Origin of the sequence: Lactobacillus sp. MRS-253-APC-2B (assembly GCF_012843675.1) — a bacterium.
Lineage (GTDB): Bacteria > Bacillota > Bacilli > Lactobacillales > Lactobacillaceae > Limosilactobacillus > Limosilactobacillus pulli.
Genome location: NZ_JABAFO010000007.1, coordinates 19,390 through 35,749, shown reverse-complemented (window position 1 = coordinate 35,749; position 16,360 = coordinate 19,390). Strand labels below are relative to the sequence as shown.

Genomic DNA, 16,360 nt, shown 5'->3' with positions numbered 1-16,360 from the left:
ATTGACGTTGGCGTTGGGATTGAATCTGGTATACTGGTTAGCAGAATAAAAAAGAGGATGATAAAAGTGGAACACAGAATTGATTGGGATCAGTATTTTATGATGCAGGCAGCCCTGCTGGCTTCGCGCAGTACCTGTCAGCGACTATCGGTTGGTGCAGTTTTGGTTCGTGATAAGCGCATCATTGCAGGGGGCTATAATGGCTCAGTTTCAGGTGATGATCACTGCTTGGATGCTGGCTGTTATTTGCGTGACGGCCATTGCGTACGAACGATTCATGCCGAGATGAACGCAATTTTGCAGTGTGCCAAGTTTGGTGCACCAACTGACGGGGCCAGTCTTTATGTTACCGACTTTCCATGTCTGCAATGCACCAAGAGTCTTTTGCAGGCTGGAATCAAAGAAATCAATTATATCCGCAATTATCACAATGATGACTATGCAATGAAGCTGATTCGTCTTAAAAACGTTGCTTTACACCAGATTAAACTTGATGCCAACATCTTGGAAGAAGCCCATTTGGATCAATACATCAATCCGCAAAAACCGGCGAATGATTAATTGATTGAGCCGCGGTGGCTTTTTCCAGCCCTAACCGCTGCCTTGGTTACTGGGATTATTTTAGGCAGTCAATTATGGCTGTTATTACTTCTGATCTATCTGCTGTACCGTGTGTGGACGCTGCATGATGGATCGACTTTCAGATATGTGCTCCTGGCGGCTTTGGTAACAGGAATGTTCTGCAGCCGGGCGCTTTATAATTCTTATCAAAAACCATTGCATAGTCCGCAGCCAATCGAGCGCACCTTTAAGACGATGCCCGATCAGATCAGCATCAATGGCAATCTGGTTCAGATGCAGGGAGTCGAGCTTGCTTCAGGTGAGCGGGAACTAATCACTTTGCGACTGCATTCCTCTCAAGAAAAAGCCGCCTTGATTCATAATCAGACCATGTTGATCTGGCGAATCAAGGGGCAAAAAGAACCAATTATCGAGCCGACCAATTTTGGCCAGTTCGACTATCAGAAGTATCAATGGCGCCATCATATCTATAATGAGGTCCGAACAGATGACTGGCAGGTAGACTCACAAAAACCACGCACTCTTATTGAGGGATGTCATTGTCTAAGAGCTGCACTGCATCAGTATTTTCAAACGCTGCCAGCACCTTTGAGCGAGTATTGCGACAGTCTGATTATCGGTTTGAATACGTTTGAGACGGCTCGCCTGCTCAGTTCAGTTAAAAAACTGGGCGTGATACATCTGTTTTGTATTTCGGGCATGCATGTTGTCTTGCTGATTGCAATTTTGCGTGGGCTTTTGATTCGCCTGCGTCTTAATATTGAAACGATTGACTGGCTCTTGATTTTTTTGCTGCCGTTTTATCTAATCGTCGGTGGCGGCGCGGCCAGTCTGATTCGGGCATCGATTATGGCAGAGGTCCGGCTTTTGAGTCATCGGCTGCATTTTTCAGGGATCGATGCCTGGTCGATCAGTCTTTTAATTGGCATAATGCTTGATCCATATGTATTATTAACGCTTGGTGGTCAACTGAGCTATTTAATGTCGCTTTTGATGCCATTGTCATTAAAAGACGTCTCGGATCTTAAAAGAGCATTTTGGCTGAATCTGGTCAGCTTGCCCAGTCTGTTTCATTATGTTTATGAGGTGCATCTGCTTAGCACGCTGGTCAGCTGGCTTTTGATTCCACTGTTTGGTACGATCCTTTTTCCATTGACATTGATTGCAGCACTGACTGCTAATTGGCTGCCATTATTGGCATATCGATTCAATCAGATGCTTAGGCTGCTGCATCATTTTTTGGACCAGCTGGCTGCATGTCCGGGAATGCTGACGTTTGGAAAGATCCCCGCTTTTTGGGCTATGATGCTTTTGATCTTAACGTTATGGCTGCTGGCTGATCCAGCACAAAAGGGCAGCTGGAAGCTTTTGATACTGGTCTACTGTGCTGTTTTTATGATGATTCATCTGCCGCTTTTTGGAGAGGTAACGTTTGTTGACATTGGGCAAGGCGATTGTGCCGTTGTCAAAATGCCGTTGAATCGCAAGGTAATCATGATCGATACCGGGGGTAAGCTGCACTATCAGATGCCACAATGGGCCAAAAGTCAGACAAACAATGATCAGGCAGCCAGAACCTCAATCAGTTATTTAAAGAGTCGGGGCATTACGCACCTGGATGCCATTTGTTTAAGCCACAGCGATGCTGATCATATCGGGTATCTGCCGACTGTGCTTGACTCAATGCGCGTCAGCGAGATTTTGGTACCCAGTGGAATGGAGCGTAATCAAAAATTCACACGTTTGATCAAAAAGCCGATTCAGGTCGTACCGGTTCAAGCAGGGGATCAGATCAAGGGAACATCGCTAAAAGTCGTCCATCCATTTAAGCCAGGTACAGGCAAAAATGAGGACTCAATGGTACTGGCTGGAAGATTTGGACAGTTGCGGTTTGTTTTTACCGGTGATCTGGATCGCAGTGGTGAGCGTCAGGTGATTAAGCACTATCCGAAGCTACATGCTGATGTCTTAAAACTTAGTCATCACGGCAGTAAGACTGGTAGTGATCCAAAGTTCTTGTATCGGCTGCAACCGCGTTACGGGATCGTTTCGGCCGGTCGCTTTAATCGATATGGTCATCCTAATCGCGTGACGATCAAAAATCTAAAAAAACAGGGCATTACGCCGATTTCAACGCAGCAGTATGGAATGATCAGTTATGTTTATCATCAAAATCATGGTTATTGGAAAACCAGACTAAAAGGGGATGAGTTAAAATGGATGTTGCCACCTTACGCCAACAGTTAAATGGCCAGGCACCGGCAATGGTCTACGTAGTATTGGGAACGCAGGGGATTTTACAGCAGCAGGCTCGTGATGCATTTATGGGATTGATTCCAGAAGCAGAGCGCGTGATGAATGTCGGCAGCTATGATATGGAAACAACGCCGCTTGCGACCGCAATTGATGATGCCATGTCAGCACCCTTTTTTGGTGAGCGGCGCTTGGTATTGATCAATAAACCATATTTTTTAACGGGCAGTCCAGCCAAGGTCAAGGTTAATCACGACCTGGATGCGCTTAAAAGTTATCTTGAGCATCCTGAGCCCTCGACAGTCCTAGTACTGATGGCGCCATATGAAAAGCTCGACAATCGCAAGGGTTTGGTCAAGGAACTGAAAAAAGTGGCCGTTGAAGTCAGTGCAGCTCCGTTAAGTGAACGGGATGCTCGGCATCAAGTCGAACAACAGCTCTTAAGTGATGGCTACCGTTTGGCAAATGGAGCCATGGATGAGTTGGTTAGGCGCACCAATGCTGATTATGGGCTGATGATGGCTAATTTAAAGAAACTGGAGCTGCTGGCCTATCAAACCAAGCAAATCAGTCAAGGCGACGTGATCGGCCTGGTTCCCCAATCACTGGATGAAAATGTCTTTGATCTGATTACGGCAGTCTTAAAGCGTGATCAGGCCCAGGCTTTAGACATTTACCAACAGCTTTTGGAAACCAATCATGAGCCATTGCAGTTAAATGCGCTGTTGGTCGGTCAGTTTCGACTGCTGATCCAAATTAAGGTCTTAAGCAGTCGCGGGTTAAGCCAAGGTACGTTGGCCAGCCGGCTTAAGGTGCATCCGTATCGGGTCAAAATCGTGATGCAGACGGCACGACGCTTTCAGATGAACGATCTGGTACGGGCCTATTTAGGCTTGATTCGCTGTGAAAAGGCGCTCAAGACGACAGCGCGCGATCCGGAGCTGCTGTTTCAGCTGTTTATGCTACAGTTCGCTAAAAAGGCCGGATAACACAAAAAAGCCGATGTCAATTAAGACATCGGCTTTTTTAATGTTGGCGCTACTTGTTGTAACGAGCCGTCAGACGGGACTTGTCACGAGCGGCCTTGTTTGCCTTGATCAGGCCCTTGGAGTGGGCACGGTCAATAGCGGAAATAGCTGCCTTGTACAGGTCGTCAAGGTTTTCGGCGCCGGCTACCTTAGCCTTGTCGAATTTCTTAACAGCCGTGCGCATTTCGCTCATTTGGGAAGCGTTGCGTGCTTGGGCCTTTTCGCTGATCCGTACACGTTCGATTGCTGATTTGATGATTGGCATGAATTTCACCTCCGTTAACCCGGTTTAATTAGTTGACCAGAATTTTTCAACATTTGTCATTATACAAAAGTCGGTAGTCGATTGCAATAGTCTTGATCTGATCGTTTTGAAAAAAGAACATGGGAGTTGCAATTTTAAGCATGATCCGTTATAGTAACAAAGGCTGCTCAAAGCAGTCATTGCCTCTTCTCGGTTCAGCGATCCTCACCGACGCTTTACCTAGAACTCGGCGCACAAAAAATTGAAAGGTGGGAATAGCAACATGGCTATCTCTAAAGAACGCAAAAACGAAATCATCAAGGAATACGCTACGCACGAAGGTGACACGGGTTCAACTCAAGTTCAAGTTGCCGTACTGACTGCTGACATCAACGAACTGAACAACCACCTGCGTACGCACAAGCATGATTACCACTCACAACGTGGTCTGATGAAGAAGATCGGTCACCGTCGTAACCTGCTGGCTTACCTGCGTCGTACTGACCTGCAAGCTTACCGTGAACTGATCAAGCGTCTGGGCCTGCGTCGTTAATCTTAACGTCTGCTCAGATTCAAAGTCTCGACAATCGTCGGGGCTTTTTTTGTTGCCTATTGATGATTAATTTAAAAAATTGCCGGGATAGAATGGTTAATTTTCAATCTATGTTGATTCTGTGGTAAGATGAATAACAGCAATTATGAACGAATAAATTGCCATGAGCCGCCCAGGTCCGTGGCGCGTTTAAATACAATCATAAGGAGCAAATATGAGCAAGATTAAGATTACGCCTTTTGGGGGCGTGCACGAAAACGGCAAGAATATGTATGCCGTTGAGGTTGATGAACAGATTTTTATCCTGGACTGCGGCTTGAAATACCCAGAAAACGAACTGATGGGGATTGACGTGGTCGTACCGGACTGGTCATTTTTAAAGGAAAGTGCTGATCGAATCGTTGGGGTATTCCTGACGCAGGGTCACGCCGATGCTATTGGCGGCTTGCCATACTTTTTGACTGACTTCAACGTTCCTGTCTTTGGGAGCGAATTAACGATTGCCTTGGCTAAGCTGGCCGTTAAAGACAGCGCCGACAAGAAAGTTAAAAAATTTAATGACTTCCATGTCGTTGATGCTGCAACTGAAATCGATTTTAACGATGTGACGGTTTCATTCTTTAAGACAACGCACTCGATTCCAGATACCATGGGGATCGTGTTGCAGACGCCAGAGGGCAACATCGTTTATACTGGGGACTTTAAGTTTGATCAAACGGCGGCAGAAGGCTACCGCACTGATCTGGCACGACTGGCTCAGATTGGTCAGCAAGGTGTGCTGCTGCTGCTGTCTGATTCGGCTGGTTCAGGCATCACTGGCATGAACACCAAAGAAAAAGACATCGCTGCCTATATTCAAGATACTTTTGAGGCAGCGCCTGGCCGGGTGGTTGTCGCCAGCGTAGCTTCCAATATCATGCGTGTACAGCAGATTTTAAATGCAGCTGCTGCGACAGGTCGCAAGGTAATCCTTTCTGGGCATGACTTAGAGCAGATCATCGATACGGCGATGAGCCTTGGCAAGTTGAAGATGCCTGAAGACGATCTTTTGATTACCTTGGAAGAAGCTAAGAAGATGGAGCCACAAGAACTGGTTGTATTGGAAACTGGCCGAATGGGCGAGCCAATCAAGGCATTGCAGCAGATTGCCAATGGTGACAATAAAAACATTACGCTCAACGAAAACGATCTGGTTTTTGTTACAACGACACCATCATATGCGATGGAAACAACAGTGCAAAAGACTGAGGACATGCTTTACCGGACGGGGGCCAGCGTCAAGTTTATTGCTGCTGATCTGAATCCATCCGGTCATGCCAATCAAAATGATGAACAGCTGATGCTCAACTTTATGCGGCCACAGTGGTTCATGCCAATTCAAGGCGAGTATCGTTTGCTTGATCAGCATGCCATCTTGGCTGAAGAAGTTGGCATTCCTGCTGATCATATCTTCTTGACCAATAAGGGTGACGTCTTGACTTATGAAGATGGCGCCTTCCATTTGGGTGCCCACGTGGAAGTTGGCAATACGATGATTGATGGAACCGGGGTTGGTGATATCGGCAATATCGTATTGCGTGATCGTCGTGTGCTGTCAGAAGATGGGATCTTTGTCGTTGTAGCAACGATTGACCGTAAGAAAAAGAAGATCGTGGCCCGGCCACAGATCACTTCACGCGGTTTTGTCTTTGTTAAGACGAATCGTCAATTGATGAAGCAGAGTGCGGATCTGGTTGAAAAGGTCGTTCAAGAAAATCTGGACCAAAAAGAATTTGACTGGACGCATCTTAAATCCGACGTGCGCGAAAAACTGAATCGCTTCCTCTTTAACCAAACGAAGCGTCATCCAGTGATTCTGCCGGTAATTATGGAGATCAACCAGCATCCAAAGCGCAAGAATCATTCTAAAAAGACCAATGATAAGGCCAATGAAGAATCAACGTCCAAAAAGACGACTGCCAAGCGTCGTGGCCGGGGACGCGGAGCCAAGCGTCAGCGCAAAGCCGAGACCAAGGCCAGCAAATAATCAACAGCGTGAGCATCTGTGAATGCTCGCGCTGTTTGGCTTTCAGAAAGGAATTAATAATTATGACGCCTTTGCAACAAGAGCAGTTTCATCAAGCCGATCAGCTTCTTGATCAGCAGCATTATCATGAGGCTGCACAGCGATTTGCCGCGCTTTATGAAGAAGTTGATGAGTTCGTTGTCAATCGTCAGCTGGTAAAATCTTTGTATGAGGATCAACAGTATGCCGAGGCGCTCAGCTATGCCAATGAGCATCTCAATGAATATACCGCCTCTAGGGAATTAATGCAGCTTTTGATCGAGGTTGAGCTGCATGCTCAGGCCTTTATTGACGTTCGCGTGCAATTAAACAGTCTGCCTAAATGGCATGATGAGTTCATCAAACAAGTTGAGCAGGCTGAAAGTTCGTTTGCCAAGCACTATCAGACCTCACTGAACAGCCAGCTCAAGCAGTTCTATCATTTGGGAGACGGCAGTTTTGCCGAACAGCAGCGACGTTTTAAAGCGGCCAGTCATCTGCCGCTTAAACAGTATCTGATCGGTGCCAAGTTCTTAGCGCGTGATCCATTCGTCAATCCACTGATTAGATCAAGTCTTTTGCAGATTATGCAGCGTCTGCATCTGCAAGAAAGAATCACGATCTATTGGCTGGATGAGCAAGAGCATGAGGTTGATTTGGGCAGGCTACAAGATGTCGAGTCGATTCAAACGGTCCAGCAGATCGAATCAATGATTAAAAAAGAGTTTAGTCAGCTCGATCCATTGTCGTATCAAATGTTTGATCAAGAGTTTCACTTGCAGCTGGCATTTTTGTATCCATTGATTGAATTGGCAATTCCCAATCCAACCGCATGGTACCATGCTTTAACGGCTTATTCACAGAGCACGGATCAGGATTACGACGTTATCTTGGCCAAACAATGGCAGAATCAAATTGCCCGCTTGGCTCAGCGACTGGGCATGCAATAAAAAGTTTCGGTTAAATTCATTTACAAATCAGGGTAGAGCTGATATTATAATTAAGAATTCTTTCGGAAAACCGGTTTTAAAACTTTTAATTGGCTCCCGGAAGTAGTACAATTTTCATTAAGGGTGTGTCAGACGGTTTTTGACTTGTCTGGCATTATACTTGTAATTTATCAGGAGGATTTCATTAATGGCTGAAAAAGAACATTATGAACGTACTAAACCCCATGTAAACATTGGTACTATTGGCCACGTTGACCATGGTAAGACTACTCTGACTGCTGCAATCACGAAGGTTCTGGCAGAAAAGGGTCTGGCAAAGGCTGAAGACTACGCTGATATCGACAACGCTCCAGAAGAAAAGGAACGTGGTATCACTATCAACACGGCCCACGTTGAATACGAAACGGAAACGCGTCACTACGCACACATCGATGCCCCTGGTCACGCCGACTACGTTAAGAACATGATCACTGGTGCCGCACAAATGGATGGTGCTATCCTGGTTGTTGCTGCTACTGACGGTCCTATGCCACAAACTCGTGAACACATTCTGTTGGCTCGTCAAGTTGGTGTTCAATACATCGTTGTATTCCTGAACAAGACCGACTTGGTTGACGATGACGAACTGGTTGACTTGGTTGAAATGGAAGTTCGCGACCTGCTGAGCGAATACGATTTCCCTGGCGATGACATTCCAGTTGTTCGTGGTTCTGCTTTGAAGGCTCTGGAAGGTGACCCTGAACAAGAAAAGGTTATCCTGCACCTGATGGATGTTATCGACGAATACATCCCAACTCCAAAGCGTCCTACTGACAAGCCATTCATGCTGCCAATCGAAGACGTCTTCACTATCACTGGTCGTGGTACTGTTGTTTCCGGTCGTATCGACCGTGGTACTGTTAAGGTCGGCGACGAAGTTGAAATCGTTGGTCTGAAGGACGAAATCCTGAAGTCTACTGTTACGGGTGTTGAAATGTTCCACAAGACGCTGGACCTTGGTGAAGCCGGGGACAACGTTGGTGTTCTGCTGCGTGGTATCGGCCACGACCAAGTAGAACGTGGTCAAGTTCTGGCACAACCAGGCTCCATCCAAACGCACAAGAACTTCAAGGGTGAAGTCTACGTTATGACGAAGGAAGAAGGGGGCCGTCACACGCCATTCTTCTCCAACTACCGTCCACAATTCTACTTCCACACTACTGACGTTACGGGTACGATCGAACTGCCAGATGGTGTAGAAATGGTTATGCCTGGGGACAACGTTACGTTTACTGTTTCCCTGCAAAAGCCAGTTGCCATTGAAAAGGGTCTGAAGTTCACTATTCGTGAAGGTGGCCACACTGTTGGTGCCGGTGTCGTTTCTGACATCCTGGACTAATTTCAAATTAGTGCAATAAATAAAAGAGCAAGCAGAGTTCTGCTTGCTCTTTTTTTGTGTCTAAAAAATGAATCTTTGCTTGGCTAGGGTGACTGATGTTCTTAAAAAAAGCGTATCTAAATTAAGCTTGAACCAGGCTGCAACTTGACGGCTTGGCTTTTTATTTCCGAACAATCGTATTTAAATCCTTTTACAAAAGCCGATTTAAAAATCAGATGCGAACATTCGTAATTTTATCGTTTTAATCTATTGCAAAAATCCGAAAATTGTTGCATAATCAAATCTTGTTTGTTGGATTAAATGCATAGGAGATGAATTTTAATGGGTCAAAGCACGAATAACTCGCCTGCTTCTACCAATATTTTAGAAAAATGGTTTCATTTAAGCGAGCAGGGCACGACGATCAAGCGTGAGCTGCTCGCGGGTCTGACGACTTTTGTTTCAATGGCCTACATTCTGTTTGTTAATCCCAGCGTCTTGGGAATGGCCGGCATGAACAAGGGCGCGGTTTTTACGGCAACGGCACTATCTGCAATTATCGGCTGTTTATTGATGGCATTTTTAGCCAATTATCCGATTGCCATTGCGCCTGGTCTTGGTGATAACGCGTTCTTTACATACTCGGTGGTTCTGGCAATGGGGATCTCATGGCAGACCGCGATGGCTGGTGTTTTTGTAGCATCGGTAATCTTTACGATCCTTTCTTTGATGAAGGTGCGTGAAGCTGTTATCAACGCGATTCCGCATGATTTGAAGCTGGCAATTGCCGCTGGGATCGGTTTGTTCATCGCTTTTGTCGGTCTGCAAGGCGGTGGCCTGGTTGTCGCAAGCAAGAGCTCATTGGTTCAATTGGGTTCATTGACGGTACCAACGACTTGGCTGACGATCTTTGGGGTTTTGGCAATCGCACTATTGATGGCTAAACGGGTTCCTGGATCAATCTTTATCGGGATGATTCTGACAACGCTGCTGGGCTTGTTTACGGGCCTGATTAAGATGCCTGCTCATATTATTTCGTTAGCTCCTTCCATGAAGCCAACTTTTGGCGTGGCACTGACCAGCCTGGGCAAGGTTAATACGCCGCAGATGTGGGCCGTTGTTTTGATCTTTTTGCTGGTGGCCTTCTTTGACACAGCCGGAACGCTGGTGGGCTTAGCTCAACAGGCTGGTTTGATGAAAAACGACCGAATGCCGCGGATTGGTCAGGCTTTGATGGCAGATTCGATTTCCATGCTGAGTGGTTCGGTAATGGGGACTACGCCAACGGCAGCCTACGTTGAATCATCTGCCGGAATTGCCGTTGGTGGCCGGACTGGTCTGACTGCCTTGACGGTCGGTGTGTTGTTTGCCTTTAGTCTGTTGTTCAGTCCACTTTTGACGGTGGTAACGACGCAGGTTACGGCACCAGCTCTGATTATTGTTGGTTCGCTGATGGCAAGTTCTTTGGCTGGCATTGATTGGCTTCACTTTGAAATTGCCTTTCCTGCCTTCATGGTGGTTGCCGGCATGCCATTGACCTACAACATTTCTTACGGGATCGCATTTGGGTTTATCATCTACCCATTGACGATGACGGTTGCTGGTCGCCGTAAAGAAATCAACTGGATCATGTGGACGCTGCTGTTCGTCTTCATCTTGATGCTGTACGTTTTAAACGTTTTGCCATCATAAAAATCTTTAAAAGACGCGATCGATAGCGGTCGGGTCTTTTTCTTAATATATAATAGAAAAAACTGAAAGAGGGACGAATTAATGATTAAAAAAGCTGAGTTAAAACATGTGATTGACGTGGCAGCTGGGCGCGTTGCTGCAGACGTTGTAATCAAAAACGCCCAGATTGTCGATGTCTGCTTGGGTTGCATGCGTAAAGGCGATGTAGCGATTGCAAGCGGCTATATTGCTGGGATCAGTGATCATTATGAAGGCAAGCAGACAGTTGATTTAGCCGGCAGATTCTTATTGCCTGGCTTGATCGATGCCCATATCCACGTCGAGTCGTCCTATGTTTCACCGGAAGAGTTTAGTCGTATCTTTGTACCATGCGGGACGACGACCGCTTTATGTGATCCGCATGAGATTGTCAACGTAGCCGGCTTAAAGGGACTGGAATACATGGAGCAGGCTGCCAAGCTGGCTAAGATGGATATTCGTTATTTGATGCCTGCTTGCGTCCCATCAACGCCTTATGAGCATGCCGGTGCCAATCTGGCTGCCAGTGACATGGAGCCGGCCTTAAAAAATGGTGAAGTGGATGGGCTGGCTGAATTGATGAACTATGTCGGCGTTGTCAATAATGATGACAAGATGATTGATGAAGTCATGCTGGCCCAAAAATATCATCGTCGTATTGATGGCCATGCGCCACAGGTTTCTGGTAAGCTGCTCAATGCTTATGCGGCGGCCGGCGTAGGCAACGATCATGAATGCTCAACGGTTCAAGAAGCGCAAGATCGTTTGGCATGTGGGATGTATGTTTTGCTGCGCCAAGGTACGACCGAACATGATTTAAAGAGCCTCTTGCCGGTTGTTACGCCACAGACTGCACGTCATTGTCTGCTGGCTGGTGATGATGTGCAGGCGGTCACGGCAATGACTTTGGGCCATTTGGACAACAGTATTCGCATCTGTATCGAACAGGGACTGTCACCAATTACGGCAATTCAAATGGCGACACTCAATGCTGCCGAATACTGTGGCTTAAATGATCGTGGGGCGATTGCGCCAGGACGCCGAGCTGATCTGGTGGTTGTTGATGATCTAAGAAGTTTCCATGTGGAACAGACTTGGATTATGGGTGAAAAAGTTGCTCAAGACAGCCAATATCTGCCTCAAGTGCAACGTTATCCAATTGGCGCCGTAGAATCTTCCATGCATGTTAAGCCATTGTCAGCTGACTGCTTTAAACTGCATTTGAGCGGCAAGCCGGTGCGCACGATTGAAGTAATTCCAGGCGAGGTGCTGACTGGTGAAAAGATCTGCCAAGTCAGTCATGACAACGATGGCGACTTTGTCTATAATCCAGCTCAAGATGTGACCAAGCTGGCAGTTATTGAGCGCCATCATGCGACCGGTAAAATGTGTACGGCCTTGGTTAGTGGCTATGGAATCAAGCATGGTGCGATTGCCATTTCAATTGGCCATGATTCGCACAACATCATGGTTACCGGAGTCAGTGATAACGAGATGCATGCAGCCGTTGATGAATTGATCAAACAAGGTGGCGGCGTTGTCATGGTCAAGGATCAAGAGCCGATTGCGCGGATGCCATTGCCAATTGCTGGCTTGATGAGCGATCAGCCAGCTGAAAAAGTCGTGGCTGCGCAAAACGAGATCAACCGAGTCGCCCATGATGAGCTGGAAATTCCCGCCAACGTTGATCCGGTCATGTCACTGAGCTTTTTGCCATTGGCAGTGATTCCAGAATTAAAATTAACCGATGAGGGACTGTTTGACGTTGCCAATGGTCGCTTTGCTACGCTGGAGGTTGACGATCAAGCCTAAATTGGCGATAATTGGCGCGAATAGTTGAAATCCGGAACACTGTACGGTAAACTATTAAAGTATGTACAGGTCGCTGTTATTTAAGAATTGAAACGGCGATCAGTTGAAAACTGCAAGTTATTGGAGGAAATGAAATGTCAGCAAAATGGGAACGCGACAGCGAAGCCAGCAAAGGGACATTAACTTTTGAAATCGACGTTGAAACGGCTAAGAAGGGTATTGACCAAGCCTTTAAGCGTACGCAAAAACGGATCACGGTTCCTGGTTTCCGTAAGGGCCACGTGCCACGTCAACTGTTTAACCAAATGTACGGTGAAGAAGCTCTGTACCAAGATGCTTTGAACATCGTGCTGCCAAAGGCCTACGAAGATGCCGTTAAGGAAACGGGCATCGAACCAGTTGACCAGCCACAAATCGATGTTAAGAGTCTGGAAAAGGGTCAGCCATGGGTACTGACTGCCGAAGTTGCCGTTAAGCCAGAAGTTAAGCTGGGCGACTACAAGGGTATGGAAGTTCCTGCTCAAGACACCACGGTTTCCGACAAGGAAGTTGAAGACGAATTGGAATCCAAGCGTCAACAACAAGCTGAACTGGTTCTGAAAGAAGACCAACCAGCTGAAAACGGCGACACGGTTGTTATCGACTACGTTGGTTCCGTTGATGGCGAAAAGTTTGACGGCGGCTCTGCTGACAACTACTCGCTGGAACTGGGCTCTGGTGCCTTCATTCCAGGCTTTGAAGACCAACTGGTTGGCCACAAGTCCGGTGACGACGTTGAAGTTAAGGTAACCTTCCCTGAAGAATACCACGCTCAAGACCTGGCTGGTAAAGAAGCCGTCTTTGAAGTTAAGCTGCACGAAGTCAAGGAAAAGCAACTGCCAGAAATGGACGACGAATTCGCCAAGGACGTTGACGAAGACGTTGACACGCTTGACGAACTGAAGGAAAAGACGAAAAAGCAGCTGCAAGAACAAAAAGAAGACGCTGCTCACGCTGCCATTGAAGATGCCGCGATCGAAGCCGCTGTCAACAATGCTGAAACGGAAGAAATTCCACAAGCTATGCTGGACGACGACACGGACCGTCAAGTACAACAATACCTGATGGGCATGCAACAACAAGGCATCAACCCTAAGATGTACTTCCAAATCACTGGTACGACTGAAGACGACCTGCGCAAGCAATTCGCCAACGATGCTGCCAAGCGCGTTAAGACCAACCTGGTTCTGGAAGCCATCGTTAAGGACGCCAACCTGGAAGCAACCGATGAAGACATCGATGCTGAAATCAAGGACCTGGCTTCTCAATACGGTATGGAAGAAGATGCCGTTAAGAAGGCTCTGTCCAAGGATATGCTGAGTCACGACATTCAAATCAAGAAGGCCGTTGACCTGGTTACGGATTCTGCCAAGCAGGTTGAATCCAAGGACGCAGAAGAAGACAAGTAATCTTTGACATTGCGTTAAAAAACAGCTGTTACGCTGCTTAAAACAAATAGGGCCCAGCGTTCGGTCATCCGGGTGCTGGGCCCTGTTGTCGTACTGAGTCGATTAAATCCACGTCTTGAATCATTCTGAATGGGCAGATGATGGTTTGAATTATTCGAAATTTGGTCGACAGTTTGGTATGATAAACACAATCATTTTAAGAGGAGGACGCAAAATGTTTGAAGATACCAGTGGCATGGATGCCGTGCACTGTTCTTTTTGTGGCAAGTCGCAAGACGAGGTAAAAAAGATCGTTGCCGGTCCTGGCGTCTACATTTGCAACGAGTGTGTCGATCTTTGTCAGCAGATTATTGAACAGGAACTGGCTGAAGATCACGCCAATGAAACTTTCCGCGTACCAACGCCGGCTGAAATCGTCAAGGAGCTCAATGATTATGTAATTGGTCAAGACGATGCCAAGAAGACGTTGGCCGTAGCGGTATACAACCACTACAAGCGGGTCAACGCCATGATGACCGGTGACAACAACGAAACCGATCTGCAAAAGAGCAACATTGCTATTATTGGGCCAACGGGTTCTGGGAAAACCTACCTGGCACAATCATTGGCTAAGATCTTAAACGTGCCGTTTGCCATTGCCGATGCAACGACTTTGACTGAGGCCGGTTATGTCGGTGAAGACGTTGAAAATATCATCCTAAAGCTTTTACAGGCGGCAGATTTTGATGTTGAACGGGCCGAAAAAGGGATTATCTACATCGACGAAATTGACAAGATTGCCAAAAAAGGCGAAAATGTCTCGATTACGCGGGATGTTTCCGGTGAAGGCGTTCAGCAGGCGCTGCTTAAGATCTTGGAAGGCACGATTGCCAATGTTCCGCCGCAGGGAGGTCGTAAGCACCCGCAACAAGAATTCATTCAAGTTGACACCAGCAACATTTTGTTTATCGTCGGTGGGGCCTTTGACGGAATTGAAAACATCGTCAAAGAACGCTTGGGTGACAAGACGATTGGCTTTGGCACCGATACTGGTGAATTGCAGGATGTTAACGAAAAGAACATTTTACAACACGTAATTCCAGAAGACCTGCTCAAGTTTGGACTGATTCCAGAATTTATCGGTCGGCTGCCAGTCTTGACGGCACTGCAAAAGCTGGATGAAGATGATCTGGTACGTATTTTGACCGAACCAAAGAATGCGCTGGTCAAGCAGTATCAAGAACTGATTCGTCTGGATGGCAGTCAGCTGCAGTTTACGGATGGTGCCTTGCGTGCAATGGCGCAACTGGCGATCAAGCGTAATACCGGTGCGCGGGGCCTGCGCTCAATTATTGAAGACGTGATGCGCGATGTCATGTTTGATCTGCCGAGTCGCGATGACGTGGCTAAGGTCGTAATCGACAAGCGCTGCGTAGAAAATCATGGCGAGCCGCGTTATCTATTAAAGGACGAAAAAGCTTCATAGGCAGTCAGAAAGGGTCAACAGTGGCCCTTTTTTAACGGAGGAATCAAAACAGATTATGGAAGTTCATCACGTTGACTTAACGATCAGTGCAGTTGCCGAAGAGCAGTATCCTAAAACGGACTACCCTGAGATTGCCCTGGTTGGCCGTTCCAATGTCGGCAAGTCTTCTTTGACCAATGTCTTGATCAATCGCAAAAACTTTGCCCATACTTCCAGCCAGCCTGGTAAAACGCAGACGCTGAATTTCTACAATGTTGAAGATCAGCTCTTTTTCGTTGATGTGCCTGGCTATGGTTATGCCAAGGTTTCCAAAAAGCAGCGCGAAAAGTTTGGCAAGATGATTGAGACCTATCTGACTACGCGTCCGCAATTAAAGGGCGTGATTGAGCTGGTTGATGCCCGCCATGCGCCAAGTGATGACGATGTGGCCATGTATCAATGGCTGAAGTATTACCAAGTACCGCTTTTGGTGGTTGGGACTAAGATTGACAAGGTTAAGCCCAGTGCCCGGACAAAGTCGATTTCACAGATCACGAAGACGCTGGGGCTAGAAGATACGCCACTGCAGCTTTTCTCGGCAGAAACCAAGTACGGTAAGGATGAGGTTTGGCAATGGATCGAAGCCCGCATGCATGATTAGAGATATTTATCAGCTGTAGCTGGATCAAATTGAATCAGGCAACATAAAAGGGCCCCGCGTCCGGAATTGACCGGATACGGGACCCTCTTGTCGTTTAATGACAGTCATTACTGCTTGTCTTGTTGCTCAGCTTGCTCTTTGTCAGCTGGCTTGTCTTTTGGCTTAGCCTTTTCTTTAGGATCGATTGCCAGATCGTTGAACAGCTTTTCCAGCTTTTGATTGCGCTGCGTTACCAAACCCATAGCTGAACCTCCTTTAACTTATTGCTTGAAGC

14 protein-coding genes are annotated in these 16,360 nt (G+C 46.9%); 12 read left to right on the top strand and 2 right to left on the bottom strand.

What is annotated here, in order from left to right; all coding sequences use genetic code 11:
• Positions 1-66: 66 nt before the first annotated feature.
• The 3 genes from HF864_RS05025 to holA are packed head-to-tail and all read left to right on the top strand — an operon-like array spanning position 67 to position 3,824.
• Positions 67-561: a ComE operon protein 2 gene (locus HF864_RS05025; protein ID WP_169461973.1), complete on the top strand. Its 495-nt coding sequence runs from the start codon at positions 67-69 to the stop codon at positions 559-561.
• Positions 562-2,829: a DNA internalization-related competence protein ComEC/Rec2 gene (locus tag HF864_RS05020; RefSeq protein WP_169461972.1), complete on the top strand. Its 2,268-nt coding sequence runs from the start codon at positions 562-564 to the stop codon at positions 2,827-2,829. It abuts the gene before it with no gap.
• Positions 2,799-3,824, top strand: coding sequence for a DNA polymerase III subunit delta (gene holA / locus HF864_RS05015; protein WP_169461971.1), 1,026 nt, complete (start codon positions 2,799-2,801; stop codon positions 3,822-3,824). Before HF864_RS05020 ends, holA begins: the two co-directional genes overlap by 31 nt.
• 49 nt (positions 3,825-3,873) lie before the next feature.
• Here the strand turns inward: holA and rpsT are convergent, their stop codons facing one another.
• The gene (gene rpsT / locus HF864_RS05010) at positions 3,874-4,128 is read right to left on the bottom strand and encodes a 30S ribosomal protein S20 (RefSeq protein WP_169461970.1); all 255 of its coding nucleotides are present in this window, start codon (positions 4,126-4,128) and stop codon (positions 3,874-3,876) included.
• 262 nt (positions 4,129-4,390) lie between these two features.
• Here rpsT and rpsO point away from each other — a divergent pair, with 262 nt between their 5' ends.
• The 9 genes from rpsO (at position 4,391) to yihA (ending at position 16,086) form a co-directional block, all read left to right on the top strand.
• Positions 4,391-4,660 (top strand): 30S ribosomal protein S15, encoded by a 270-nt coding sequence (gene rpsO / locus HF864_RS05005; RefSeq protein WP_006499741.1) that lies wholly within the window; start codon positions 4,391-4,393, stop codon positions 4,658-4,660.
• A 214-nt stretch (positions 4,661-4,874) separates the two neighbouring features.
• A complete protein-coding gene (locus HF864_RS05000) occupies positions 4,875-6,686 on the top strand; it encodes a ribonuclease J (protein ID WP_169461969.1) in 1,812 nt (603 codons plus the stop codon).
• Between the two features lie 62 nt (positions 6,687-6,748).
• Positions 6,749-7,654 carry a hypothetical protein gene (locus tag HF864_RS04995; protein ID WP_169461968.1) on the top strand — a complete coding sequence of 302 codons (906 nt, stop codon included), beginning with the start codon at positions 6,749-6,751 and terminating at the stop codon, positions 7,652-7,654.
• A 187-nt stretch (positions 7,655-7,841) separates the two neighbouring features.
• Positions 7,842-9,032, top strand: a complete 1,191-nt coding sequence (tuf, locus tag HF864_RS04990) for an elongation factor Tu (protein WP_006499744.1) — start codon at positions 7,842-7,844, stop codon at positions 9,030-9,032.
• A gap of 321 nt (positions 9,033-9,353) precedes the next feature.
• Entirely contained in the window at positions 9,354-10,703 is a 1,350-nt protein-coding gene (locus HF864_RS04985) for an NCS2 family permease (RefSeq protein WP_169461967.1), read from the top strand.
• Positions 10,704-10,787: 84 nt separating this feature from the next.
• Complete coding sequence (gene ade / locus HF864_RS04980; RefSeq protein ID WP_169462029.1) at positions 10,788-12,533, top strand: adenine deaminase; 1,746 nt, start codon at positions 10,788-10,790, stop codon at positions 12,531-12,533.
• A gap of 134 nt (positions 12,534-12,667) precedes the next feature.
• Positions 12,668-13,981, top strand: a complete 1,314-nt coding sequence (gene tig / locus HF864_RS04975; protein ID WP_169461966.1) for a trigger factor — start codon at positions 12,668-12,670, stop codon at positions 13,979-13,981.
• A 214-nt stretch (positions 13,982-14,195) separates the two neighbouring features.
• The gene (gene clpX, locus HF864_RS04970; protein WP_169461965.1) at positions 14,196-15,446 is read left to right on the top strand and encodes an ATP-dependent Clp protease ATP-binding subunit ClpX; all 1,251 of its coding nucleotides are present in this window, start codon (positions 14,196-14,198) and stop codon (positions 15,444-15,446) included.
• 55 nt (positions 15,447-15,501) lie between these two features.
• Positions 15,502-16,086 (top strand): ribosome biogenesis GTP-binding protein YihA/YsxC, encoded by a 585-nt coding sequence (gene yihA / locus HF864_RS04965; protein ID WP_169461964.1) that lies wholly within the window; start codon positions 15,502-15,504, stop codon positions 16,084-16,086.
• A gap of 107 nt (positions 16,087-16,193) precedes the next feature.
• On the opposite strand, the gene HF864_RS09540 is transcribed toward yihA, so the two are convergent.
• The gene (locus HF864_RS09540) at positions 16,194-16,328 is read right to left on the bottom strand and encodes an SPJ_0845 family protein (protein WP_272208275.1); all 135 of its coding nucleotides are present in this window, start codon (positions 16,326-16,328) and stop codon (positions 16,194-16,196) included.
• Between the last annotated feature and the right edge of the window lie 32 nt (positions 16,329-16,360).

Bases quoted from the DNA above. Each gene is read 5' to 3' on its own strand.
- rpsO (WP_006499741.1), top strand. From the start codon at position 4,391: ATGGCTATCTCTAAAGAACGCAAAAACGAAATCATCAAGGAATACGCT.
- HF864_RS05000 (WP_169461969.1), top strand. From the start codon at position 4,875: ATGAGCAAGATTAAGATTACGCCTTTTGGGGGCGTGCACGAAAACGGC.
- clpX (WP_169461965.1), top strand. From the start codon at position 14,196: ATGTTTGAAGATACCAGTGGCATGGATGCCGTGCACTGTTCTTTTTGT.
- tig (WP_169461966.1), top strand. From the start codon at position 12,668: ATGTCAGCAAAATGGGAACGCGACAGCGAAGCCAGCAAAGGGACATTA.
- rpsT (WP_169461970.1), bottom strand. From the start codon at position 4,128: ATGCCAATCATCAAATCAGCAATCGAACGTGTACGGATCAGCGAAAAG.
- tuf (WP_006499744.1), top strand. From the start codon at position 7,842: ATGGCTGAAAAAGAACATTATGAACGTACTAAACCCCATGTAAACATT.
- yihA (WP_169461964.1), top strand. From the start codon at position 15,502: ATGGAAGTTCATCACGTTGACTTAACGATCAGTGCAGTTGCCGAAGAG.
- HF864_RS09540 (WP_272208275.1), bottom strand. From the start codon at position 16,328: ATGGGTTTGGTAACGCAGCGCAATCAAAAGCTGGAAAAGCTGTTCAAC.
- holA (WP_169461971.1), top strand. From the start codon at position 2,799: ATGGATGTTGCCACCTTACGCCAACAGTTAAATGGCCAGGCACCGGCA.
- HF864_RS04985 (WP_169461967.1), top strand. From the start codon at position 9,354: ATGGGTCAAAGCACGAATAACTCGCCTGCTTCTACCAATATTTTAGAA.
- HF864_RS04995 (WP_169461968.1), top strand. From the start codon at position 6,749: ATGACGCCTTTGCAACAAGAGCAGTTTCATCAAGCCGATCAGCTTCTT.